Genomic DNA, 24867 nt, shown 5'->3' with positions numbered 1-24867 from the left:
TGTTGTTTAGTTATTTGGTAAATACTTAAGTCGTATTTTAAAATCTAATATTTCCTTCTATCTAATACGTTTTTTATTTGGTTAAAGAGAAAAATCTAATTGAAACTCGTAAGATGCAGCAACAGCTTTACCATCTTTTTGAGCTGCCTCAAGTTTAGGTAACTTTGATATCAGTTCTACACTATAATCTGTTAGTGTTTTAATATTATTTGCATCAGTGGCAATAACATTTACCACTTTACCTTCTTTATTTATGGTGAATTTTACAGTAACTTTTCCAGTAGTTCCATCTTCTATTGCTTCTTCTGGGTATTCAAAATTTTCTTGAATGAACTTACTAATTCCAGATTTGAAACATTTATTTGATGATTTTTTACCGTTAACCTTACAACTTGAAAAAACCGGAACTCTATCAACTTTATCAAACGTAAAAACAGAGGTGTTTTCAACTTTCTTTTCTGATTTTACCTTAACCGGCTTAGAAACCACTTTCTCCTCCAAAGGAATATCAGTAGTTATTTCTTTTCTTTTAATTAGGAAACGTGTTTTGTCTAATGAAGACGCTTCTGGTGTTATTGTAGTAGGTTTTTCAACTGTTTTTTTCTTGTAAACAATTTCTACTTCAATGTTTTTAGAAGAGTTCTTGCTTTTTTTAATTTTAACAGTATGGTCGTTGTCGCTCTGGCCAAAAGCCGAATTAATCATAAATAAACTAAAGAGCAACCATGTAACTTTTTTCATTTCTGAGGGGATTAAAAGTTTTTGGTCTTTATAATATTGGGAATACTAAGATACTAAAAAAAATAAAATTTTAACATTTTTGTTGTTTAAAAATCAACATTTTAAACTAAATCAGACAAAACATTAGGAATAATCACTTGTTGACCTTCGCCCAAGTGTCTCTTAATCCTACCGTTTTATTGAAAACTAAATTTTCTTTTGAACTATCATCATCAACATTAAAATATCCTAATCTTTGAAATTGGAAACGATCTCCAATCTTAGCTTCTTTTAGACTTGGCTCAACAAAAGCTTGAATTTTTTCAAGAGAATTAGGATTTAAAAACTCCATAAAGTCTTTGTCTTTGTATGAATCAGGAGCTTCATCAGAGAATAATCTATCATAGACTCTAACTTCTGCTTCAACAGCATGTTTCATAGAAACCCAATGTAATGTTCCTTTTACTTTTCTCTTACTTTCTTCTGTTCCACTTCCAGATTTACTTAAAGGATCGTATGTACAATGAATCTCAGTGATGTTTCCATCTTCATCTTTTACACAACTCTCTCCTTTAATAATATAAGCGTTCTTTAAACGAACTTCTTTGCCTAGTGCTAGTCTAAAGTACTTTCGGTTAGCTTCTTCTTTAAAATCGTCTCTCTCAATGTATAATTCACGAGAAAAAGGCACTTCCCTTGTTCCTGCATCCATTTCTGGATTATTTTCCGCAATTAATACTTCTTCTTCTCCTTCAGGATAATTTGTGATTACAAGTTTGACAGGATTTAAAACTGCCATTACTCTATTTGCAGTTTTATTTAAATCTTCACGTATTTTAAACTCTAAAAGTGCTACATCAATAACATTCTCTCTTTTAGAAACACCCACAGTTTCTATAAAATTACGAATTGAAGCAGGTGTGTAACCTCTTCTTCGCAAACCAGAAATAGTTGGCATTCTTGGATCGTCCCATCCAGAAACAATACCTTCTTCCACTAACTTTAAAAGTTTTCGTTTACTCATGATTGTATAACTCAAGTTTAAACGAGAAAACTCTCTTTGCTTTGGCATTAAAGGATAAGCTTCTTTACTAAATTCGTAAACATTATCTCTAAACCAGTTATACAAATCTCGGTGAGGCTTGAACTCCAAAGAACATAAAGAATGTGAGATTTGCTCTATATAATCACTTTCACCATGTGTCCAGTCATACATTGGATATATCACCCAATCAGTACCAGTTCTATGATGTGCTTTTTTTAAAATTCTATACATGATTGGATCACGTAGCAACATGTTTGGGGAAGTCATATCGATTTTAGCACGTAAAACATGAGCGCCTTCATCAAATTCACCTTCCTTCATTCTTGTGAATAAATCAAGGTTTTCCTCAATACTTCTATCTCTAAATGGGCTAGCAACTCCAGGTTCTGTAGGTGTTCCTTTTTGTTCCGCCATTGCTTCAGAAGTTTGGCTATCGACATAAGCTTTTCCATCTTTAATAAGTTGAACTGCCCAATCGTATAACTGCTGAAAATAATCAGAAGAATAACACTCATTTTCCCATTGATATCCTAACCAAGCAACGTCTTTCTTAATAGCATCAACATACTCTTGCTCTTCTTTTGCTGGGTTTGTATCATCGAAACGTAAGTTTACTGGAGCATTATACTTTTCTCCTAAACCAAAACTAATCCCGATTGCTTTTGTATGACCAATATGAAGATATCCATTAGGCTCTGGTGGAAAACGAAAACGTAAATTTTCATTTTTCATTCCATTAGCTAAATCTTCTTCAATGATTTGCTCTATAAAGTTTAGTGATTTCTTTTCTTCTGACATGTTCACTTTTAATTTACACGCAAAAGTAATTATTTTAAAAAGAAAAAAGCAGTGAAAAACATTCCGTTTTTCACTGCTTAAATAATATCTTTAAAAATAGATTATTCTATCGAAAATGTATTGTTCAAAGGGTTAACATCTGCCATTAAACCACTTTTATCAATTCTTACAGACTTAACCGTTTTGTTTGCTGTGAATGTATAGGTTGGATATGCCCATCCCCAATCTTTAAGCACCATTGCATTTGTAGGTTTTGCTCCACGCATAATTTCTAAAGGAATGTAAAAAGACTCTGTTGAACCATCCGTATATTCTACTTCAAGATCCATCGGCATCGGCATTGCACCGATTCTTTCTAAGGTAATTTCTTTGTTCTTTACTTCTTTTACGCCGTAGTCAATAGTATGTGTTGTCTGAGTCCATTCATTCAAATACCAATCTAAATGAATTCCAGAAACTCTCTCTGCACTTCTTTTGATGTCGTTTGGCGTTGGATGTTTAAATGCAAAATCGTTGTAATATTTCTTTAAAGTTTTAGCTACATTGTCTGCTCCAATAATATACTCTAACTGACTTAAAAATATATTCCCTTTACTATAACTACCTATTCCATAGGCAAAGTTTGTTTCGTATCTATCAGCGTGAGTAGAAAGTGGTTTCTCTTTACCAGATTTTACTAGATATACATATCCCCTGTAAGAACCTGTATGAGGATTCTCACTACCTTGTTCTAAAATAACATTCTCCGCTTTATTAGAAATATATGTTGTAAACCCTTCGTCCATCCATGGGTGTTTGCTTTCATTTGTTGCCAATAAAAATTGAAACCAAGTATGTGCTAATTCATGAGCCGTAACTCCAAATAGACTTCCCCATTTTCTTTTTCCTGTAATTAAAGTACATTGCGCATATTCCATTCCGCCATCTCCTCCTTGAATTACACTATATTGCTTATACGGATATGGACCAATATTTTCACTGAAATATTTCATAAGTTCAGCTGTTTTAGGCTGTAATTTTTTCCAATTTTCAATGTACTGAGCATCTAATGTTTTCTTGTACAAGAAATGTAAATCGATTCCGTTTTCCATTTTAAAAACATCGTGTTGATATTCTGGATCAGCTGCCCAAGTAAAATCATGTATGTTTTTACCAACGAAATTCCACGATAATTTATCTCCTTTAGGAAGTTTTAAGCTCTTTTCCTTGTTTTCATATCCATGTCCTACTTCTTGTGGGTTTTGAAGTGTTCCTGTACCTCCAACGACGTAGTTTTTATCAATATGCAAAGTAACATCAAAATCACCCCAAACGCCATGAAACTCTCTCGCGATGTATGGAGGAGTGTGCCATCCTTCAAAATCATATTCAGCCATTTTAGGATACCACTGTGTCATAGACAGCGCCACACCTTCTTTGCTATTTCTTCCTGAACGTCGAATTTGTAAAGGAACTTGAGCATCAAAATCCATTACGAACGTCACTTTTTTCCCAGGTTTAATAGGCTTTACTAAAGTTACCTCTAAAATTGTTCCTACGGTTTCATAACGTACGTTTGTCCCGTCTTGAGTAAGTGAGTTTACTTTGATATATCCAACCTCTGATGGACTTAACTTTGCAATTCTACTTTCTACAACAGGATTATCTTCAGTTCCAGATCGGTTCACCATTCTTCCATCTGGATCATCAATTGTGTGCAAACGCGCATCCATTTGAGAGTTTGGTTGAAAAGCATTGAAGTATAAATGATAAAACACCTTGTCTAACTCATCGGGAGAGTTATTTGTGTACACTAATTTTTGCTTTCCTTTATACTGATATGTTTTTACATCCATATCAATATCCATTGTATAGTCAACTCTTTGTTGCCAATAATTCTTTTGGTTTCCAGAATTCTGGGCTATGCTTCCACAAGACAATAAAAGCATACTACTTACTAAAAAAATTACTCTTTTCATTTTTTATAATTTAATCAAAAAAAGAGCATTTAATAATGCTCTTTTTTGTTTGTTCATTTTATTGATTATTTACCATTTACCAATCTGTCAGCCATACGTAATGCATTGTATGCATTTACAACACGACCTGAAACTGATAAATCCGAAAACGGCACTAATTCTCCTTTACCTCCTGGTTTAAGAACTTTAAAGTCTATTTTAGTACCTGAATTCATTAAAATTCTTTTTACCTGACTCGCCGTTAATTCTGGATAGTAAGAACGAATTAATGCAGCAACACCAGCCACGGCAGGAGAAGCCATAGAAGTTCCACTTTTCTTACCGTACTCACTATCTGGAGTAGTTGAATATATTGCTACCCCTGGAGCAAAAACATCTACATTAACCTTACCATAATTTGTAAAACTTGCTGGTAATTCTTTGTTATAGTTAGCACTCATTGCCCCAATAGTAATAAAGTTATCTGCAACTTCATTAATCCCATCAGGTGTGTCATTTGGGAATGATTTATCCACATCAATGTTCTCGCTTGAATTTCCTGCAGCGTTTACAATTAACACATCTTTTTCAGCTGCATATTTAATTGCATCATAAATCCATTCTTTATTCGGTGAAAAACCTTTACCGAAACTCGTGTTAATTACTTTCGCACCGTTATCAACTGCATAACGTATCCCTAAAGCGACGTCTTTATCATACTCATCACCATTTGAAACAGAACGAACCGCCATTAATTTCACGTTAGTAGCTACTCCATCGATTCCTTTTCCATTATCTCTTTTAGCACCAACAATCCCAGTAACGTGTGTTCCGTGAGACTCTTCTTTTACAGTATGACCAATATTACCATCACCATATCCAGGCTTGTCATTTATGTCATAAGCATTATCACCAACTACTTTTCTATAATCAGTTTTTAAATTATCACCGTTAATCGTTTTAATAGATTTTTCTATTTCATCTCTTAGAGCCTTTTCCATCGATTCCATTGTCATGCCATTTGCCTCAACAAAATTCAATGCAAAACCTATGGCTTGTTTAAGCTCATTGTTTTCTGTTTTAATAGATCTTATATCGTCAAAAGTATACGTTTCTTTCTTAAAATGATTATCTAATGCGTTTTTTGAAAAAACCACGCCTGATAAAAAGTTTTCATATCTGGCTTTGGTCTTTTTTGCTTTAGTCACCTGCTTTTCTTGATACTTTTTTACTTCAGACAGTGTTTCTTCATCTGCAATAGAAGGATTCATTAAAATACGCTCATACTCCAAGTGTTCTTCATATGACTTCCCTAAAAAGTTCCATCCGTTGATATCATCAACATATCCGTTTTTATCATCATCAATTCCGTTTCCAGGAATTTCATCTTCGTTTACCCAAGCAACATCTTTTAAATCTTCGTGCTTTAAATCAGTACCACTATCAACAACTCCTACAATAACCTCAACTCCCTTTTTTCCTTTTAAAAACTCGTATGCTTTGTACACACTCATTCCAGGAATAGTATCAGTAGCTAAGTCATAATGTTGCCAATTTTTACCTTCTTCTTCTGTTAACTCAGCTTTTTTCGCTGGAAGATCAATTACTACATTTGGCCCTTGTGGCACTTCCTTCTTTGCAATATTTCCTGCTGTAGAACAACTTGCTAATGCAACTGCTACAGTTGAATATAAAATTGGTTTTATTAATTTCATGTTTGTTAATTAAATATGTCTGTAAATTTGTAAGTTTCTTTTAATCGCACACCTTTTTCAGTGTGTTTTACTGTGATAACCTCATTGTGAGCATCGTGCTCTAAGAAGAGGAAAAATTCTTTATCCGCTGCTTCTGTTAAAAAAGCCTCCTTTTCTTTTAGGGTTAGTAAAGGTCTTGTATCGTAACCCATTACATACGGTAGTGGAATATGACCCGCCGTAGGTAGCAAATCCGCCATAAACACAAGTGTTTTCCCTTGATATTCGATTTTTGGCAACATTTGTTTTTCGGTATGGCCGTCTTTAAAGATTACATCAAAACCAACATAGTCTTTTGCGTTTAAATGTAGGAAGTTAAGTTGTCCGCTCTCTTCTATGGGTAAAATATTTTCTGAAAGAAATGATGCCTTTTCTCTTGCATTCGGATTTACTGCCCAATCCCAATGACGACTATTGCTCCAAAATCTAGCATTTTTAAAAGCCGGTTCAAAACCGGTTCTATCATTATTCCATTGAATGGCTCCACCACAATGATCGAAATGTAAATGAGTTAAAAACACATCGGTAATATCATCACGATGAAAACCGTATTTAGCTAGAGAAGCATCTAATGAAAAATCTCCATACAAGTAATAGTAACCAAAAAATTTATCGGATTGCTTGTTTCCAATTCCAGTGTCAATTAACGTTAATCGATCTCCGTCTTCAATGAGCATGCAACGCATTCCCATTTCAATCATGTTATTGGAATCTGCTGGATTTGTTCTTTCCCATAAAGACTTTGGGACTACACCGAACATTGCTCCACCATCAAGTTTAAAATTACCTGTTTCTATTGGATATATACGCATAGAAAACAAATATCTGAAATTTTAACCAAACTTGAAGTTAATAATTTGATAATAGTGAATCGTACTAAAAAAGGGTAGTCAAATTTGACTACCCTTTTTTTATTATTGAGTTTTTAACTCTAATTTATCTATCACTCCTCGTTCAATCGAAGTGAAAGTTACATTTTCGGTATCAAAATGTTTTTTTATGATTTGCTTTATTTCACTAGAATCAAAATTTTTACAAGAAAACAAATCTAAAGCAGCATAACCATGTTCCGGCCAAGTGTGAATACTCAAATGACTTTCTGAAAGCAAATACACTCCAGTTACTCCGTAAGGACTGAACTGCTTATAGCTTCTTGATAAAACAGTTACATTAACCGCATTGGAAATAGCATCCATAAACGGTTTAATTGTTTGTTCAAATTTTAATAATTCTGCTGGACAATCTTTAATTTCCCATAGTCCGTGATAACCTAATCCTTTCAAATTATTTTTCTTTAACGTTATTCACTAATTTCTTCTTTTTCTGCTCTTTTATTTATTTCTTCAATAAATTCATTAACATCCATCAATTTATATAAAGTTGTATAAGATTCACCCTCTTCTACTTGTACCATTGAAGGCAGCGACTCACGTGGCCCATAATCCCAAGTAACTGTGTTTACAAGGTCTTTAATAACTTTATAGTCTCCAACAAATTCAAAACCATAGAAGTTAACGGTATCTTTACTTCCAAAACCAAATTGAGCCATAGGATTGGATCCGTATACTTCTCCGTATTTTAGATATTGAGAGAATGTTGGGTTCAGCATGTAAACTGATTTTTGAAAATCATAATTTACGATACTGTCATTAGGTAATGTAATTTTTCTAGGACCTTTACCCATTTCAACCCAAACAACTTCTTTAGCAGGTACTTCTACAGTCAATGTATCAATCGATACAAGAATTGGTTTTTCTGATGGATTGTCTATTGCTACATCTACTTTAGGACTACAGCTAACCACTCCTAAAGCAATACTTAAAATCATAAATAACTTTTTCATAATGTACTATATTATATAATGAGACATGAACTCGGCATCTTCTGTAATAATTGGTTGTTCTTGACATCTTAAATTTATAGCCAAGGGTTTATCAGAAAAGAAGATACCTATTTGGTAATAATAATTTTCCAAATCTTTAGCTAAAGGAAGATATTCTTGATAAATCGTATTTTGATTTTTATAATCTCCTTTGCTTTGATAGGTGTTTTGTTTATTTTTAATTGTAATATTTTCACCAATCCTACCTAAAATTGGTTTTTCAACCCAAGATTCTGTGTTAGGATTGTTATTATATGTTTTAGCGATTACTTCATTTGGAAAAAAATCGGTTATAAATACTAAAAACTGTTTGTTCTGCCAAAGTGATGTATAAGGAGGATTTAATACAATTACCTTATCATTTCTTATCAAATGTGATAAGTCACTTAGAAGATCAGGTTCTTCATTGTAAATCCAATCCCATGGAAACATCTTAAAAAGGACATCAACAGGTTCGTATTCATCTCCAAATTGTATAAATACTCCATCATCACCAAAAATTACATTTGGTAAATCGGCATATCTTGGTGTAAATCCAGCTTTTCTTGCAGCATCAAGAATTATGTTACAGTTTAACTGATCTTCAATATAACCTAATGAAGTTGCTAAAAAAGTTGCATTTTCATGGGGGATTTTAGACCTTAATTCAGTTAACTTATTCACTAAACCTTGTTCTAACTCATTAAAATGCGTTTTTCCCTTCAGTTGTTGCATTTGCAAATCTTGCCACAACACAGTTTCAGGAAAAGTAGAACAGGTGTCAGCATTAAATTCAATTGTTTTAGCTCTTAAATTATCTAAACCTCCATTAATGTCGAACCTACCGATTAAAAAAGGATACTTCTCTTTGTTGTTCCAAGTATATTTGACTAAATCATACATTTCACTTGGAATTCCAAAAGAATTACCTCTTTCAAGATATAAAGACGTTGCCTTTTCAAATAAAGTGTAAGATTGAGAAGCAATAGTTTTATAGCTATTCACTTCTGCACTAAAAAAGCCAAAAAGTTCTTCAGTAAAAACATCTTCCTTAATGAACCAGTGCAATGGATGTGGAGCGTCTTTTTTCTTGATTCTTTTAATTTCGGTAAATCTACTATCCTCCATATGAACGGAATGATTTCCCTGAACCATAACCTCTAGAACGCATACCTGGTGATTTTACTCTTCTTGTACGTGCTGAAGACTTCATTTCATTTTGTAAACCTTGAGACTTTTGGAATGCTTTGTCGTCTGCATAATAACTTCTTGCACCAGAAGAACTAGGAACTCTATTGTTAAAATAAGAAGAAGCTAAAGAATAAAAAAGTAAACCTCTTAAAGGACTGTAAGATCTTGTTCCGCTAGAATGATCTTTTTCAATAGTTCTTAGACTAAGAGTGTCAGTAGAACCATTTAAGTTGTGAACAATAGCATAAGAGTCTTCTTTTTTCTCAATAAGTCTCTCATCTAAAATTTTGTACTTATTACCTGGGTCAACTTCTTTAACCTCAGTAACAGTTCCTTTAGTTGGTTCGTAAATAGTAACTTCAGTGGCATCTTTAATTCTTGGAGTACCATCTCCACCACAAGAAACTAATAAAGGTAACATGGCGATAGTAATTATCGAAGTAGTTTTTTTCATAGTCTTTTGAAATTCGTTAAACTTGCATGCAATATATATTTTATTTTTGAAAAAAAAACTATGAAAGTTAAAAACTACTTGATTTTAACCGTTATAATAGCGGGATTATGCTCTATTGTTTATGAATTGTTAGTGAGCGCAACAGCATCTTATTTTTTAGGGGATGGGGTAAAACAATTCTCTATTTTAATTGGTGTTTATTTATTTTCTATGGGAATAGGCGCTTATGGTTCCAAATTTTTCACGAAAAACTCATTAAAAACATTTATTTACCTAGAGTACATTTTAGGGCTTATAGGAGGGTTATCGGTTCCTATCTTGTATTTTTTGTTTGTAAAGGTTTCGCCGACGTCTTTTCAGTTTTATAGCATGTTTATTATTTTTTTAATTGGGCTTTTAACAGGAGCAGAAGTACCCTTATTAACTTTTGCTTTTGAAAACACCCAGGTAAAAGAAAAATTATCACTGATACTTTCATTAGATTATATTGGAGGACTCTTCGCAACATTATTATTCCCTTTTATACTACTACCTTTTGTAGGGCTATTTTATTCCTCTTTATTGTTTGGAATTATAAATATTCTTTTGGGCTTAATTGTAGCTTTATTTGTATTGAAATTAGAAAAGAAATTTATTTGGTGGGGAGTAGCATCTTGTGGCGTTTTACTAACCGTAGTTTTTTATGCTGGTAATTTGTTAAACATTTGGGAAAACAAAATATACAAACACCCTGTTGCATTTGAAAAACAAACTATTTATCAAAAAATGGTTTTAACAAAGAACAAACATAAAGATGTTCGTTTGTATTTAAATAGAGCGATTCAGTTTTCATCTTTAGACGAGCACCGATATCACGAATTGTTGGTTCATGTACCAATGTGTTATAAAAAAGATGTAAAGAACGTCTTGATTTTAGGAGGTGGAGAAAACTTAGCTAGTAGAGAGGTATTAAAGCATAGTCAAGTTGAAAGTATCGATGTTGTAGATATCGATCCAGATATTTTTAAACTAGCTCAAACAAATAGTGATTTGCTTGAAATAAATCAAGGAGCAGCAAATAATGAAAAGGTAAATTTAATCGCTAATGATGCGTTTAATTATTTATATCGAACTGAAAAAAGATACGATTTGATAATTGCAGATTTACCAGATCCTGCCAATGAAAGTATTGCGAGGTTATACTCGAAGGAGTTTTATTCATTAGTTAAAAGATGCCTAAAACCAGACGGAATATCGGTAACACAAGCAGGGGAAATATATTTTTCTAATAGAACTTTTTCATGTATTTACAATACGATAGGTAGTGTTTTTGATTACCAAAAAGAATATCAAGTTTATATTCCGTCATTTGGAAACTGGGGGTTTGTAATAGGAGCTAATACAGAGTTAGATAATTTATCAGCAGAAAAATTACCGTTAGAAAAACTTAAATTTTTAGATAAAAAAGAATTAAACTACGCACTAACCTTACCAAAGGATATAGAGATTCAAGAAACAAAAATTAATAAGTTAGACAAACCAATAATATTAAATTATTTCAGCGAAGATTGGCAACGTTGGAAAATTGAATTTGAAGCTGGTAGTGGTTCATTTTGAACATAAGCCCAAATTATTTAATGTTTATGTCGTCATTACTTCAAAATTAAAAACTTACTTCGCTATTTGTAAACATAAAACAACTAATAGCCCAAGCATTTATACTTGTAAAAACTCGAATGCGACAAACCGTATTTTTTAGAAAATCGGTTATGTATTTTACAGGTCTAATTTTTTAAACGGAAAAAAATAAACTTTAAGAAAACGATTTTATCTTTCTTTCTCTTTTTTCCTAAAAACAAAAAACCTCTTAAAATCAAATGATTAAAGAGGTTTTGAGGTGTCGAGCGGATTCGAACCGCTGTAGATGGTGTTGCAGACCACTGCCTAGCCACTCGGCCACGACACCTTAAGTGAGAGTGCAAATTTAATACTTTTCTTAGTTACGGCAAGTATTTTTTAATTTTTACGTTTTTTTGATAAAACTATAGTCACCTCTCCGACATTTCCTCCAATCGGAGGGTTTAGTTTTGAGACACTTACAGTTGCTTCATCAACTAAACTAATTTCTTTAAAAATTCGATTAATCATTCTTTTAGCAACATGTTCTAGCAACTTTGAACGAATTGCCATTTCCTCTTTAGCAATATTATTCAAATGAACATAGTCAACCGTATCACTTAAATCATCAGTTTCTGCAGACTTCATTAAATCTGCTTTTACCTCAATATCGACTCTATATTCTGAACCAATTCTTGCTTCCTCATCTAAACATCCATGATTGGTAAACAATCGAATGTCTGTCACTTTAATAATTCCCATTCAATCTACTTAATTTCAAAAGTCTGTTCTTCTCCTGCTAGTTTAACAGTGTACTTTCCTTTTGGTAAATACGTTACACCATTTTTAGCTTTCGAAATAATTACTTCTTTTTTTGCTTTTTTAAACTCTTTTAATCCTTTTTCGTTAAATGAAACATCAAACATTGCCTCATTGAATCCTCTCTCTGCATTTACTGTTAACGAGTTGACTTTGATATCATCACTGTAAATATCAATCGTAACTCTTCCGTTTTTATTTGCGTAAAAAGGAATTTTTAATTCTGGTGTGTTTGGCTCTAACCATTTGCTCCAAGAGTTACCCCAAAACCTTCCTTTTCTGATGTTCTCAATTGAAAACAACTCGTTCATATCATTCTTACGAATTCCTTTAGCGAATTCTTGTAAAGATTTAATACTTGCCTTGTATAAACTTCTTCCGTGAGTACCAACGATTAACTCCTTTGCTTCTGGTTGAATTACAACATCATGAACTGCAACATTTGGTAAATTCTTATGGAAAATTTCCCAAGAACTTCCTCCATTAAAAGAAGTATATAATCCATTATCAGTTCCGAGATACAAAATATTATGTCTTTCAGGATCTTCTTTAATTACATTTACTGGAGAAGCAGGTATTGTTTTCCCTATGTTTTCCCAAGTTTTACCGTAATCATTTGAAACATACACATACGAATTAAAATCATCCCATCTGTATCCGTTTAATGTAACATATACACGTTCTTTCTTATGTTTTGAAGCAATTACTCTACTTACCCATAAATCTTTTGGTAATGAATTAGAAATTACTTCCCAGCTTCCACCTCCGTTTTTAGTAATATGAACTAAACCATCGTCGGAACCTGTGTATATTAATCCAAATTGAAAAGGACTCTCACTGATTGTTGTTAATGTTCCATAAGCAACATTTCCTTTTTTACCTCCTTTTGTTAAATCATCAGAAATAGTCTCCCAATCATCTCCTTGATTTAAAGAACGATGCAATTTATTTCCTCCTAAATATAGGATATCTTGGTTGTGTTTTGACAGATGAATTGGTGTTTGCCAATTGAAACGATATGGACTTTCACCTAACACATGTTTTGGCTGAATATACGTTTGCTTTCCTGAAGCTCTATCAATTCTGAAGTAATTTCCAAATTGATAACCTGTATACACAATATTAGGGTTTCTATCATCTACCTGAACTTGCATACCATCACCACCCATAATTGATTCATATGGATTTTTTCCCGACTGTAACCAAGCTTTATTAATTTTTGCATTGTTATTTGCTGTCCAAACTCCGTTGTCTTGCAAACCTCCATAAACATTGTAAGACTTTTGATTATCCGCATAAACTGAATAAAACTGTCCAACTGGTGGTGTATTTAATTTTAACCAACTCTTTCCATCATCATAAGAAACATTTAAACCACCATCATTTCCATCAATTAAATGACCTTGAACTTTAGAATTCACCCATAAGGCTTGATGATCTGCATGTACATTTTCTCTACTGATAGATGTAAAAGTTTTTCCTCCATCTTTTGATTTTAAAATTGGAACTCCTAAAATATAAATCCCGTCTTTATCCTGAGGATCAACTCTAATTTCTCCAAAATAATATCCGTAAGAATAATATAAATCATCTAAATAACCGTCGTGAGTTTTTTTCCAAGATTTTCCTCCGTTCGTAGTTTTAAAAACCTCAGCTCCTACAACCGGAGTATCAAACAATAATGAATTTGCATCTTCTAAATATTTTGCTAAATCAATAGGTTTTACGGAACCTGCACGTACCATTTGCTTAACATTTTCAGCACGATACTTTTCTTGAAAACCATTCATTTTCAAATAAGAATTCAATTTTTTATCTGATAACGCTAAAAACGATTCTACTGACATTGTTTTGAAATCTTCTTTCGTTAATGCATTCGTAGATGACTTTTTCTTTCCTTCTTCCTTTCTTCTAAACTGACTATCATGTGAAGCATACACGGTATTTTCATCATAAACCGCTAATCCAATTCTACCAACACCATCTCCATGTGGAAATCCATTATTCTCAGAAATTTTCTTCCATGAATTTCCTCCGTCTTCAGATTTATAAATAGCTGAGTTTTTTCCATTTCCTTCAAAGTTCCATGCTTTACGTTCCCTTTCCCAAGAAGCCGCATACAGTACATTAAAATTATTTGGTGCATGTTGCAGATCTATAATTCCTGTATCTTCATTTATGAATAAAGTTCTTTTCCATGTTTTACCTCCATCGGTAGTTTTGTAAATTCCTCTCTCGTTATTTGAAGAGTATAAATGACCTAAAACACCAACAACTACTTCATCTGGATTATTCGGATTTATAAGTAATCTACCAATATGATGAGAATCGAACAAACCAACATTTTCCCAACTTTTTCCTCCATCAGTTGATTTCAAAATTCCAATTCCAGCATATGATGATCTTGAAGAATTGTTTTCACCTGTTCCAACCCAAATTGTATTACTTTTCCAATCAACAGCAATATCACCAATGTTTTGAGTATCGGTGGTATCCATAACTGGCGTAAACGTATTCCCGTTGTTCTCTGTATGCCATAATCCACCAGATGCATAACCAACATAAAACTCATTTGTGTTTTCTGGATTAACATCAATATCAACAACTCTTCCACTCATAATTGTAGGACCAATATTTGTAAATGGAATATTTTTAACTAGGGAGTTTTTAGTCATAACTCGCTTCTTTGCCAAAGCGTCTTTTACCACTTCAGACGAAGTCGCATTTTGTTGACCGTAAACTGTTGCACCCAAAAGCAGTAAAAAGGAAAGTGTTTTTTTCATTTGGTTTGATTTAAGTAATCTCAAAAATAAACAATAGTTTTCACCTGAAACTACTTTTTTGGTAATCACGAGTGTTCTAAAGTGTTAAAGTTTCAAGTTTTACTTAGGTTTTAATAATTATATTTAACCTGTAAATTTCGCTCTATATTTTAATTAGATTTGTAAAAAAAGCCACATGAACATTTTTATTCTTTCCGTCGGTGAACACGTTTATTCTACAAAACGTTTGTATGACGAAGCCGCCAAAAGAGGTCATGATGTGAGTATCATCAACCATATGAAATGTTCTATTAAGCTTAGTGGAGGGAAACGAGAAATTATCTATGATGGTGAAAATATTATTGACGAACCTGATATAATTATCCCAAGAATTGGGGCATCCGCAACGAGACATGGAGCTGCAGTTGTAAAGGAGTTTGAAATGAATGATGTTTTTAGTTCTGCTCGCTCTTTAGGAATTATAAGAGCTCAAAATAAAGTTCGTACACTACAAATAATGAATCGCAAAGGAATTCCTATTCCCGACACTTTATTTTCAGTAAACCCAGAAAACATCAAAGAACAAATTGAATTATTAGGCGGTGCACCGGTAATTATAAAACTGCAAGAAGGAACTCAAGGAATGGGAGTAATGTTGGCAGAAAGTAAAAAGTCTGCAAAATCAATTATTGATACTTTCTACAGAATGAACATGCATATTTTACTGCAAGAATTTGTGAAAGAAAGTAACAGCGAAGATATAAGAGTAATCGTCGCTGGAGATAAAGTAATTACTGCAATGAAACGAAAAGGGTTAGATGATGACTTTAGATCTAACATTCACAGAGGTGGTTCGGGTTCAAAAGTTGAATTAAGTAATCAAGAGAAAACCATGGCTATAAAAGCGGCAAATTATTTGGGATTGCCTATTGCTGGTGTTGATTTAATTAGATCGAAAAGAGGTCCGTTATTAATTGAAGTAAATTCTACTCCAGGTTTGCAAGGAGTTGAAGCCTATACAAGAGTTAATGTTGCAGAAGGAATTATTAAATATTTAGAGAAAAAATGTTCGACAAAGAATTCAAGAATGAAGAGGTAAGTATCAGAAGTGAAAAAATTGGTTTAGGAGAATCGAAGCTCATTAAAATTCCTGTTGACAGATTACCTACTGGAACTGTAATTGAAATTCCGGTATATGTTTTTAATGGAAAAGAATTAGGTCCCACAATTTTATTGCAAGGTGGTTTGCATGGTGACGAAACGAATAGTATTGAATTAGTTCGTAGAATGTTGATTGACAAATCGTATAAAATTCATCGAGGTTGTGTAATTGTCGTGCCGCTCTTAAACATCTTTGGTTTCTTAAGTTTTTCTCGTGAATTACATGGAAAAGATGTAAATCGAAGTTTTCCAGGTTCAAGAAAAGGTTCGTTGGCAAGCAGACTTGCCTATTATTTAATGAAAGAAATTACAAAGAATGTTGATTTCGCTATTGATTATCATACAGGAGGCGCACAACGTAGTAACTTTCCTCAAATAAGATACACTCCACAAGACGAAAGAGGTAAGAGTTTGGCAACTATTTTTAATGCACCTTTTAAATTCGGATCTAAAGTAATTCCTAAATCTTTTCGTAATGAATGTTTTAAACACAATATTCCAGTAATTGTTTATGAAGGAGGAGAATCTTTACGCTTAAATGAACGTGCCATAAATGAAGGTATCAATGGAACACTTCGAATTCTAAAATATTTCAATATGATAAATGAATCTATTGTAATACCTGATAATAATACTTCTATTGAAATCGAAAAACGAAGCTGGATTCGTGCAAAAGATGCGGGAATATTTAATTCAAAAGTTGAAAATGGAGCCGCAATTTTAAAAGGAGATATTCTTGGATTTATTATGGATACTTATGGTGAAACTAAGTTTCCTGTAAAAGCTCCGAAAGATGGATACGTCATCGCAAAAAATAACTTTCCTGTTGTAAATTTAGGAGATGCTCTTTTTCATATAGGTTCTTAGATTTGTGTTATTTGTTAATTTTTTGTTAATTTATTAACTAAATAACAAATTTTAAATCTAAAAATTATGGAATTAATTATTAGCTTACTTACAGGTGCCTTAGGTGGAAATATTGCTGGAGCTTTATTAAAAAAGTTCTCAATGGGTACATTATGGAATTCAGTTGTTGGAATTCTTGGTGGTGGTCTTGGAGCTCATTTATTAGGAATGCTTGGCTTGGATTTATCAGGTATCATTGGAAGCATTGCTGGAGGAACTGTTGGTGGTGGAGTATTAATGGCTATAATTGGAGTTATTAAAGGAGCAATGAAGAAATAAACAATCCAATTAATACAATTTAAAAGCGTCTATAATAAATGTTTAGGCGCTTTTCTCATTTACAAAAACTATAACCGTACCTTTGTGCCCTATTCAGAAATAAAACTTAATTTATTTCTATACACATATTTATGACATTCGAATCGTTAGGGTTAAAGAAAGAGCTATTAAAAGCAGTAGAGGAAAAAGGATATACAACCCCATCCCCAATACAAGAAAAAGCAATTCCAGTAATATTAGAAGGAAATGATGTTCTCGCATCCGCACAAACCGGAACTGGTAAAACAGCAGGTTTTACTTTACCAATATTACAAATAATTACAGACACTAAAAACCCTAAATTTAGGCCAATACGTGCATTAATACTAACTCCAACTAGAGAGTTAGCAGCACAAATTTATGATAATGTAAGAGATTACAGTAAACATATTAATATTCGATCGACTGTAATATTTGGAGGTGTAAAACCGCAAAAGCAGATTGCTGCCATTAGAAATGGAGTTGATGTTTTAGTCGCTACACCCGGAAGACTTTTAGATTTGCATGACCAAAAAGCGCTATCGTTAAAACGAGTTGATATTCTAATTCTTGATGAAGCGGATAGGATGTTGGATATGGGATTTGTTCGAGATATTAAAAAAATCATTGCTTTGCTGCCCAATCAAAGGCAAAACTTACTTTTCTCAGCTACTTTTTCTAAAGAAATAAAAAAATTAGCACAAGGAATTTTAACAAATCCTTCGTTAGTTGAAGCAGCGCCAGAAAATACAACTGCAGAAATGGTAACACAAAAGATTTATCGTGTTCCAAAAAGTAGAAAAGCAGCAATGGTTATTGAATTGATTTCAGAAGGAAAATGGGATCAAGTACTGATTTTCACCAGAACCAAACATGGTGCAAATAGGTTAGCTGAGAAACTTCAAAAGAAAGGTATTTCTTCGGCCGCAATACATGGAAATAAAAGTCAAGGTGCACGTACGAAAGCATTAAAAGGATTTAAAGAAAATAACATTCGTGTTTTAGTTGCTACTGATATTGCCGCACGAGGTTTAGATATTCCGCTATTACCACATGTTATCAATTATGAACTGCCTAATATTCCTGAAGATTATGTACACAGAATAGGAAGAACTGGTAGAGCTGGTGCAAGTGGAGAAGCAATTTCTTTAGTAAGTAGAGAAGAATTAGAATATGTAAAAAATATTGAGAAGTTATTACAGCAAAAATTAAAAATTGTTGAATTAGAAGGTTTCGATCTTACTCCGACGGAACAATCTCAACCAAAACAATCTTCACCAAAAAAAACTAAAGCATCTCAAAGCAATAAACCTAAAAGAAACTTTGGTCGTAAAAAGAAATCTAACGAGACTAAAGAAAACAATTCTAAATCAAGCAAAAACAGGAGAAATAATAATAAGAGAAGGTTTAAAAAAGGACCTAGAAAAGATAACGGATAATCTTTTTTAGATAATAATTAGGAATTCAAAGTAAACGAATATGCCTTAATTTGTAATATGAATTTAGAGGAATATCTAAAACATATCATAAATGACTCAAGCTTGTATAAAGCTTTACCTGAAGTATTGAACTCTTTTGAAAAAAAATCAATTCGAAAGAATGAATTATTCGTGGCGTCAGGAACGGTCTGCGAATACTTTTGTTACATTGAAAGTGGAGTTTTACAGCATTCTATTCAGGTTGGACTTGAAGAAAAAACGACCTATTTAGCTTTAAAAAATTCTTGTACTGTTGCTTTAAAAAGCTTTTTAAATCAAACTGTTTCAAGAAAGAACGTCAAAGCATTAACGGATTGTTCTTTGTGGGTAATTTCTGTGGATAAATTCAAATATCTTCTTGAAAAGAATACGGCATTTTTCATGTTTTATCATAAGCTCATCGAAAACCAAATTTTTAGAATCGATGATTATAGAATAGACTTGCTCACACTTTCACCGGAAGAACGTTATCAAAAATTACTTAAAAACGACCCTCAACTTCTGCAAAGTATTCCTCTTCATTATTTGGCTTCTTTTTTAGGAATTTCAACAAGACACATGAGTAGAATACGCAAAAACGTAAAATAAAGCCATTTGGCTACTTCTTGTAACTATTTCTTTAATTATTTTTGGAAAACACAAACATGTAAACGCCAAAATTAAATGAAATATTTACCAATAAACAAAGAACTATTTATAAAAAACAGAAAGAACTTCATGGCTCAAATGAAGCCAAATAGTTTAGCTGTATTTAATTCTAATGATATTTATCCAGTTAGTGCAGATTCTACACTTCCTTTTGAACAACACAGAGATATTTTCTTTTTAAGTGGTGTAGATCAAGAAGAAAGTATTTTAGTAGTTTTTCCAGACTGTCCTAAAGAAAGTTTAAGAGAAGTCTTATTCTTAAGAGAGACAAATGAGCATATCGCGGTTTGGGAAGGTGAAAAGTTAACTAAAGAAAAAGCTTTTGAAACTAGTGGAGTAAAAACTGTTTTCTGGTTACAAGATTTAGAAAAAGTATTGGCAGAAATGATGGCGTATGCTGATACTGTTTATATCAATACAAATGAGCATTATCGTGCAAATATTGAAACGGAAACTAGAGAAGCACGTTTTACAAAATGGTTACTAAATAAATACCCTGCACATTCTGTTGCTAAAAGTAATCCTATTTTACAACGCCTGCGTTCTGTAAAAGATCAAATTGAATTGGATTTAATTCAAAAAGCTTGTGATATTACAGAGAAGGGGTTCCGAAGAATTTTAAACTTTGTACAACCTGGAGTTTGGGAATATGAAATTGAAGCGGAGTTTTCTCATGAGTTTTTAAGAAATCGTTCTAAAGGGTTTGCTTATACTCCAATTATCGCCAGCGGAAGCAATGCCAACGTTTTACACTACATTGAAAATAACCAACAATGTAAAGCTGGTGAATTAATTTTACTAGATGTAGGTGCTGAATACGCAAATTACTCGAGTGATATGAGTAGAACAATTCCTGTTTCTGGTCGTTTTACGGACCGTCAAAGGGATGTATATAACGCGGTAAATCGTGTTAAAATTGACGCAACAAAAATGTTAGTTCCTGGCGCAGATTGGACGAAATATCATAAAGAAGTTGGAAAATTAATGACATCTGAATTGCTTGGTTTAGGATTATTAGACAAAGCCGATGTTCAAAATGAAAATCCAGATTGGCCAGCGTATAAGAAGTATTTCATGCACGGAACTTCTCATCATATGGGATTAGATACGCATGATTATGGATTATTACATGAACCAATGCAAGCGAACATGGTGTTTACTGTTGAACCAGGAATTTATTTGCCAGATGAAGGTTTTGGAATTCGTTTGGAAGACGATGTTGTAATTCAAGATAACGCAGAACCATTCAATTTAATGCGAAACATTCCTATCGAAGCAGAAGAAATTGAAGATATTATGAACAGTTAAATATCTTTTTTGTCAAGTCGAGCGCAGTCGAGACTTTATTCAAATATTATATTCACTTATTTCTTCTCGACTGCGCTCAAAGTGACATTCTAAAATAATTTCATACTTTTACCAAAATTGCACACTGAAAATCAAATTGCTATATATTCATGTCAACACATTTTGAACTGAACAATATCTTGTTTTTAGATATTGAAACGGTTCCTCAGTACGAACATTGGAATGATGTTCCCGAGGAAACACAACATTTATTTGAACTGAAAACTCAGTATCAACGAAAAGATGAATTTACACCAAAACAGTTTTACGAACGTGCCGGAATTTGGGCAGAATTCGGGAAAATCATCTGTATTTCTGTGGGATACTTTGTTGAAAAAGAAAACAATCTTCAACTACGAGTTACCTCTTTTGCAGGAAGTAATGAAAATGAAATTCTATTAGATTTTAAAGATTTATTAGACACGCATTTTAATCACAAAAAACACTTATTGTGCGCCCATAATGGTAAAGAGTTCGACTTTCCTTACATCGCTAGAAGAATGGTAATTAATGGAATTACATTACCGAAAAAACTCAATTTATTTGGAAAAAAACCATGGGAAGTTCCGCATTTAGACACCATGGAACTTTGGAAGTTTGGTGACTTTAAACATTATACTTCGTTAAGTTTACTTACGCATATTTTAGGGATTCCTTCTCCGAAACAGGATATTGATGGTAGTGAGGTCGCTAATGTATATTTTAAAGAAAAAGACATTACTAGAATTATTCGTTATTGCGAAAACGATACGATTGCTGTAGCGCAATTGCTTCTTAAATTCAATAATTTGCCTATTTTAGAAAAGAAAAATATACTTCAGGTAAGTCTACAACTTGAAAATAGCGATATAGACTAACTTATGTGGTATAGGTAAAACCCTAACTATTAATAATGAAGCCAAAATATCTAGTCGCTTTCGACCAAGGTACAACCAGTACTCGAACTATAATATTTGATGAAAAAGGACAAATAAAAGCCATTGCTCAAAAGGAATTAACGCAATATTATCCGAAATCAGGATGGGTTGAACATAATCCGAATGAAATTTTTAATGATCAAAAAGAAACGTTTCATGAAGCAGTAAAAAAATCAGGCATAAAACCTGAGGAAATCGCAGCTATTGGAATTACCAATCAACGTGAAACAACCGTAGTTTGGGATAAAGAAACTGGAGAACCTATTTATAATGCTATTGTTTGGTTAGATAAAAGAACCAAAGATATTTGTGATGATTTAAAGAATCGCGGTTTATCAAATTATGTAAAAGAACACACAGGTTTAGTTATCGATTCTTATTTTTCTGCGACAAAACTAAAATGGATTCTTGAAAATGTTGATGGAGCAAAAGAAAAGGCAAACGCAGGTAAACTTTGTTTTGGAACTGTTGATAGTTGGTTGATTTACAAATTCACTAATCATCAAAAACATGTTACCGACCATACCAATGCGTCTCGTACAATGATTTATGATATTAAAAATCTAAGTTGGGATGATACCTTACTAAAAGCTCTAGATATTCCAACTTCATTATTACCAGAAGTTCAAACCTCATCGTCACATTTTGGAGATATTGATTTCAACGGAACTGTCATTCCAATTTATGGCGTTGCAGGAGACCAACAAGCATCTTTATTTGGTCAGGGCGGTTTTAAAGCAGGAATTGCTAAAAACACGTATGGAACAGGATGTTTTATGCTACTAAACACAGGAACAAACCAAGTGCTTTCACAAAGTGGGTTACTCACAACATTAACTTGTAGTTTAGAATCTGAGGCTGTTCAATACGCATTAGAAGGAAGTATTTTCGTAGGAGGAGCTTCAATTCAATGGTTACGAGATCGCATGAATCTTATTGATAATGCTTCCGATACAGAAGCTATTTGTAATAGTATTCCTCCTTTAAAAAACATTTATGTTGTTCCTGCTTTTGCTGGATTAGGCGCACCTTATTGGGATGCAGATGCCAAAGGAAGCATCTATGGAATGACCTTAGATACTGGTAAAGAAGAAATCATCAAAGCCACAGTTGAAGCATTAGCGTATCAAACCAAAGATGTAATTACCGCTATGATGAAAGATAGTGGGAAAGAAATGATTTCACTTAAAGTAGATGGTGGTGCAAGTGCTAATAACTACTTAATGCAGTTTCAATCTGATATTTTAAATGTATCTGTTGATCGACCAAAAATGATTGAAGTTACCGCTTTTGGAGCTGCATTATTAGCTGGAATAAAAGCTGGTGTTTGGACTAAAGAAGATATTGAAACCATTAGAGAGGTTGATACTATTTTTACTACAAAAATGAAACCTAAAGTTCGTAAAAAGAAATATAAGGGATGGCTAAAAGCTATCGAACGAACGCAAACTTCAAAAAAGAAAAAAGCCAAACCCGATCCAATTCGTTTCTCAGTTTTGGATCGCGATAAACATTTGAAAAAGTTAAAGTCAGAGACTTTTGATTTATTGGTTATCGGAGGAGGAATTACAGGAGCTGGAATTGCATTAGATGCTTCTTCTAGAGGAATGAAAGTTTGTTTGGTTGAAAAAAACGACTTTGCCTCGGGAACAAGTAATAAATCTACAAAACTCATTCATGGTGGACTACGATACCTAAAACAATTAGAAATAGGATTGGTAAGAGAATCTGGTTCAGAACGTGCAATTGTACATAAACTTGCTCCGCATTTAGTAATTCCTGAAAAGATGTTATTGCCTTTGATTGAAGGCGGAACGTATGGAAAAATGATGACTGCCATTGGTTTAAAAGTCTATGATTTATTAGCAAATGTTGGTGGAGATGATGCTCGTAGAATGCTAGATAAAAAAGAAACCATGGAAAAAGAACCAATGCTAGATGACAAAATCACATTGGGTAGTGGATACTATGCTGAATATAGAACAGACGATGCTCGTTTAACAATTGAAATATTAAAGAAAGCTTCCGAATTTGGGGCAACAGTTGTGAATTACTGCGAAATGGATTCATTCGTTTATGATAAAGAAGGAAAAATTGAGCATGTTGAATGTATTGACATCAACACTGGGAAAAAGTTCAGTGTTAAAGCGAGAAATTATGTTTCTGCTGCAGGTCCGTGGGTGGATTTATTGCGTGAAAAAGATACTTCTAAAAACAATAAACATTTACACCTAACCAAAGGTGTTCATATTGTTTTTCCGCATGAAAAACTGCCAATTAAACAATCTGTTTATTTTGATGTTCCAGATGGAAGAATGGTTTTTGCCATTCCTCGAGGAAGATGCACTTATGTTGGAACTACCGACACCAATTATTCTGGGAATTTAGATCGTGTAGTTGCTACTAAAGAGGATGCAGAATATCTTCTGGAAGCTGTGAATAATACATTTCCTGATGTCGACTTAACAGTTAACGATATTGAATCTAATTGGGCAGGATTACGACCATTAATTCACGAAGAGGAAAAAGATCCTTCAGAACTCTCAAGAAAAGACGAGATTTTTATTTCTAAAAGCGGATTAATTTCAATTGCTGGAGGAAAGCTAACTGGTTACCGTAAAATGGCACATCGTGTTATTGATGCCGTGCTAAAAACCATGGATGAAAAACGAAGAAATTCTTATAAAAAATCACAAACTGAAAATATTTTATTGGTAAACCCAAGTATGCATTCAGTTGATGAAGTGGAAGCTTATCAAAAAGAATTAGAACAACAATTACGTGATTTAGGAATGGAAGATTCCTATTATGCTTGGCATTTGTGTACCACTTATGGAAAAAGAGCGAATACAATTTTAGAACGAACTTCTTATTTTGCTTCAGGAACTATTGAACAACGATTAATTCGTGCAGAATTATGGTATTGTATCAATTTTGAAATGACTAATAGTTTGGCTGATTTCTTTGTGCGTAGAACAGGTCGTTTGTATTTTAATATTAACAGTATCACGAAACATTTAGATGTTATTGTTAATGATTTTATCAAAAGTTTAGATTGGGATGAGAACCGAATCGCTGAAGAAAAGAATTTACTAAATCAGTTACTAGCGGATGCAACAACTTATTATGAGACAGAGTTTTAATTTACTTTTTATAACTTTAAAGTAAATGATATA

General features: G+C 33.0%; 20 protein-coding genes and 1 tRNA gene. 9 read left to right on the top strand and 12 right to left on the bottom strand.

All coding sequences use genetic code 11. The features are described 5' to 3' along the window. Positions 1-81 precede the first annotated feature (81 nt). The 9 genes from ACOSP6_RS06400 to ACOSP6_RS06360 form a co-directional block, all read right to left on the bottom strand. Positions 82-741 (bottom strand): energy transducer TonB, encoded by a 660-nt coding sequence (locus ACOSP6_RS06400; RefSeq protein WP_422094782.1) that lies wholly within the window; start codon positions 739-741, stop codon positions 82-84. A gap of 133 nt (positions 742-874) precedes the next feature. After that, positions 875-2563 (bottom strand): glutamine--tRNA ligase/YqeY domain fusion protein, encoded by a 1689-nt coding sequence (locus ACOSP6_RS06395; protein ID WP_422094783.1) that lies wholly within the window; start codon positions 2561-2563, stop codon positions 875-877. 101 nt (positions 2564-2664) lie between these two features. Next, positions 2665-4521, bottom strand: coding sequence for a M1 family metallopeptidase (locus tag ACOSP6_RS06390; RefSeq protein ID WP_422094784.1), 1857 nt, complete (start codon positions 4519-4521; stop codon positions 2665-2667). Between the two features lie 65 nt (positions 4522-4586). Then, on the bottom strand, positions 4587-6215 hold the full coding sequence (locus tag ACOSP6_RS06385; RefSeq protein ID WP_422094785.1) for a S8 family peptidase: 1629 nt from the start codon (positions 6213-6215) through the stop codon (positions 4587-4589). A gap of 5 nt (positions 6216-6220) precedes the next feature. Beyond that, positions 6221-7066 (bottom strand): MBL fold metallo-hydrolase, encoded by an 846-nt coding sequence (locus ACOSP6_RS06380; RefSeq protein WP_422094786.1) that lies wholly within the window; start codon positions 7064-7066, stop codon positions 6221-6223. A 102-nt stretch (positions 7067-7168) separates the two neighbouring features. Beyond that, positions 7169-7537 (bottom strand): adenosylmethionine decarboxylase, encoded by a 369-nt coding sequence (gene speD / locus ACOSP6_RS06375; protein ID WP_422094787.1) that lies wholly within the window; start codon positions 7535-7537, stop codon positions 7169-7171. Positions 7538-7554: 17 nt separating this feature from the next. Beyond that, entirely contained in the window at positions 7555-8097 is a 543-nt protein-coding gene (locus ACOSP6_RS06370) for a hypothetical protein (RefSeq protein ID WP_422094788.1), read from the bottom strand. 6 nt (positions 8098-8103) lie between these two features. After that, positions 8104-9243 carry a glutathionylspermidine synthase family protein gene (locus ACOSP6_RS06365; RefSeq protein WP_422094789.1) on the bottom strand — a complete coding sequence of 380 codons (1140 nt, stop codon included), beginning with the start codon at positions 9241-9243 and terminating at the stop codon, positions 8104-8106. Then, positions 9233-9760 (bottom strand): hypothetical protein, encoded by a 528-nt coding sequence (locus ACOSP6_RS06360; protein ID WP_422094790.1) that lies wholly within the window; start codon positions 9758-9760, stop codon positions 9233-9235. Before ACOSP6_RS06360 ends, ACOSP6_RS06365 begins: the two co-directional genes overlap by 11 nt. Positions 9761-9820: 60 nt before the next feature. Here ACOSP6_RS06360 and ACOSP6_RS06355 point away from each other — a divergent pair, with 60 nt between their 5' ends. Continuing rightward, positions 9821-11356: a polyamine aminopropyltransferase gene (locus tag ACOSP6_RS06355; RefSeq protein ID WP_422094791.1), complete on the top strand. Its 1536-nt coding sequence runs from the start codon at positions 9821-9823 to the stop codon at positions 11354-11356. A 278-nt stretch (positions 11357-11634) separates the two neighbouring features. Here the strand turns inward: ACOSP6_RS06355 and ACOSP6_RS06350 are convergent. The 3 genes from ACOSP6_RS06350 to ACOSP6_RS06340 form a co-directional block, all read right to left on the bottom strand. Beyond that, positions 11635-11705: transfer RNA gene (locus tag ACOSP6_RS06350), tRNA-Cys, on the bottom strand. 50 nt (positions 11706-11755) lie between these two features. Beyond that, the gene (folB, locus tag ACOSP6_RS06345; RefSeq protein ID WP_422094792.1) at positions 11756-12118 is read right to left on the bottom strand and encodes a dihydroneopterin aldolase; all 363 of its coding nucleotides are present in this window, start codon (positions 12116-12118) and stop codon (positions 11756-11758) included. Between the two features lie 5 nt (positions 12119-12123). Next, complete coding sequence (locus tag ACOSP6_RS06340) at positions 12124-14958, bottom strand: WD40/YVTN/BNR-like repeat-containing protein (RefSeq protein ID WP_422094793.1); 2835 nt, start codon at positions 14956-14958, stop codon at positions 12124-12126. A gap of 175 nt (positions 14959-15133) precedes the next feature. On the opposite strand from ACOSP6_RS06340, the gene ACOSP6_RS06335 reads away from it, so the two are divergent. The 8 genes from ACOSP6_RS06335 to glpK all read left to right on the top strand — a co-directional run bounded on the left by ACOSP6_RS06335 (position 15134) and on the right by glpK (position 24834). Continuing rightward, positions 15134-16036: a RimK family alpha-L-glutamate ligase gene (locus tag ACOSP6_RS06335; RefSeq protein WP_422094794.1), complete on the top strand. Its 903-nt coding sequence runs from the start codon at positions 15134-15136 to the stop codon at positions 16034-16036. Further along, positions 16003-16965 (top strand): succinylglutamate desuccinylase/aspartoacylase family protein, encoded by a 963-nt coding sequence (locus ACOSP6_RS06330; RefSeq protein ID WP_422094795.1) that lies wholly within the window; start codon positions 16003-16005, stop codon positions 16963-16965. The genes ACOSP6_RS06335 and ACOSP6_RS06330 overlap by 34 nt, the downstream gene beginning before the upstream one ends. Positions 16966-17031: 66 nt before the next feature. Further along, positions 17032-17283 carry a hypothetical protein gene (locus tag ACOSP6_RS06325; protein ID WP_422094796.1) on the top strand — a complete coding sequence of 84 codons (252 nt, stop codon included), beginning with the start codon at positions 17032-17034 and terminating at the stop codon, positions 17281-17283. A gap of 131 nt (positions 17284-17414) precedes the next feature. Then, complete coding sequence (locus ACOSP6_RS06320) at positions 17415-18740, top strand: DEAD/DEAH box helicase (protein ID WP_422094797.1); 1326 nt, start codon at positions 17415-17417, stop codon at positions 18738-18740. 57 nt (positions 18741-18797) lie between these two features. After that, entirely contained in the window at positions 18798-19367 is a 570-nt protein-coding gene (locus ACOSP6_RS06315; protein WP_422094798.1) for a Crp/Fnr family transcriptional regulator, read from the top strand. A 75-nt stretch (positions 19368-19442) separates the two neighbouring features. Continuing rightward, positions 19443-20735 carry an aminopeptidase P family protein gene (locus ACOSP6_RS06310; protein ID WP_422094799.1) on the top strand — a complete coding sequence of 431 codons (1293 nt, stop codon included), beginning with the start codon at positions 19443-19445 and terminating at the stop codon, positions 20733-20735. 149 nt (positions 20736-20884) lie between these two features. After that, positions 20885-21631, top strand: coding sequence for a 3'-5' exonuclease (locus ACOSP6_RS06305; RefSeq protein ID WP_422094800.1), 747 nt, complete (start codon positions 20885-20887; stop codon positions 21629-21631). Positions 21632-21666: 35 nt separating this feature from the next. Beyond that, positions 21667-24834: a glycerol kinase GlpK gene (glpK, locus tag ACOSP6_RS06300; RefSeq protein ID WP_422094801.1), complete on the top strand. Its 3168-nt coding sequence runs from the start codon at positions 21667-21669 to the stop codon at positions 24832-24834. Positions 24835-24867: the final 33 nt, after the last annotated feature.

This window comes from Tenacibaculum sp. MEBiC06402, from assembly GCF_049239625.1.
Lineage (GTDB): Bacteria > Bacteroidota > Bacteroidia > Flavobacteriales > Flavobacteriaceae > Polaribacter.
Note: the sequence above shows the minus strand (reverse complement) of the source record. Positions and strands in the feature narration are given on the sequence as shown.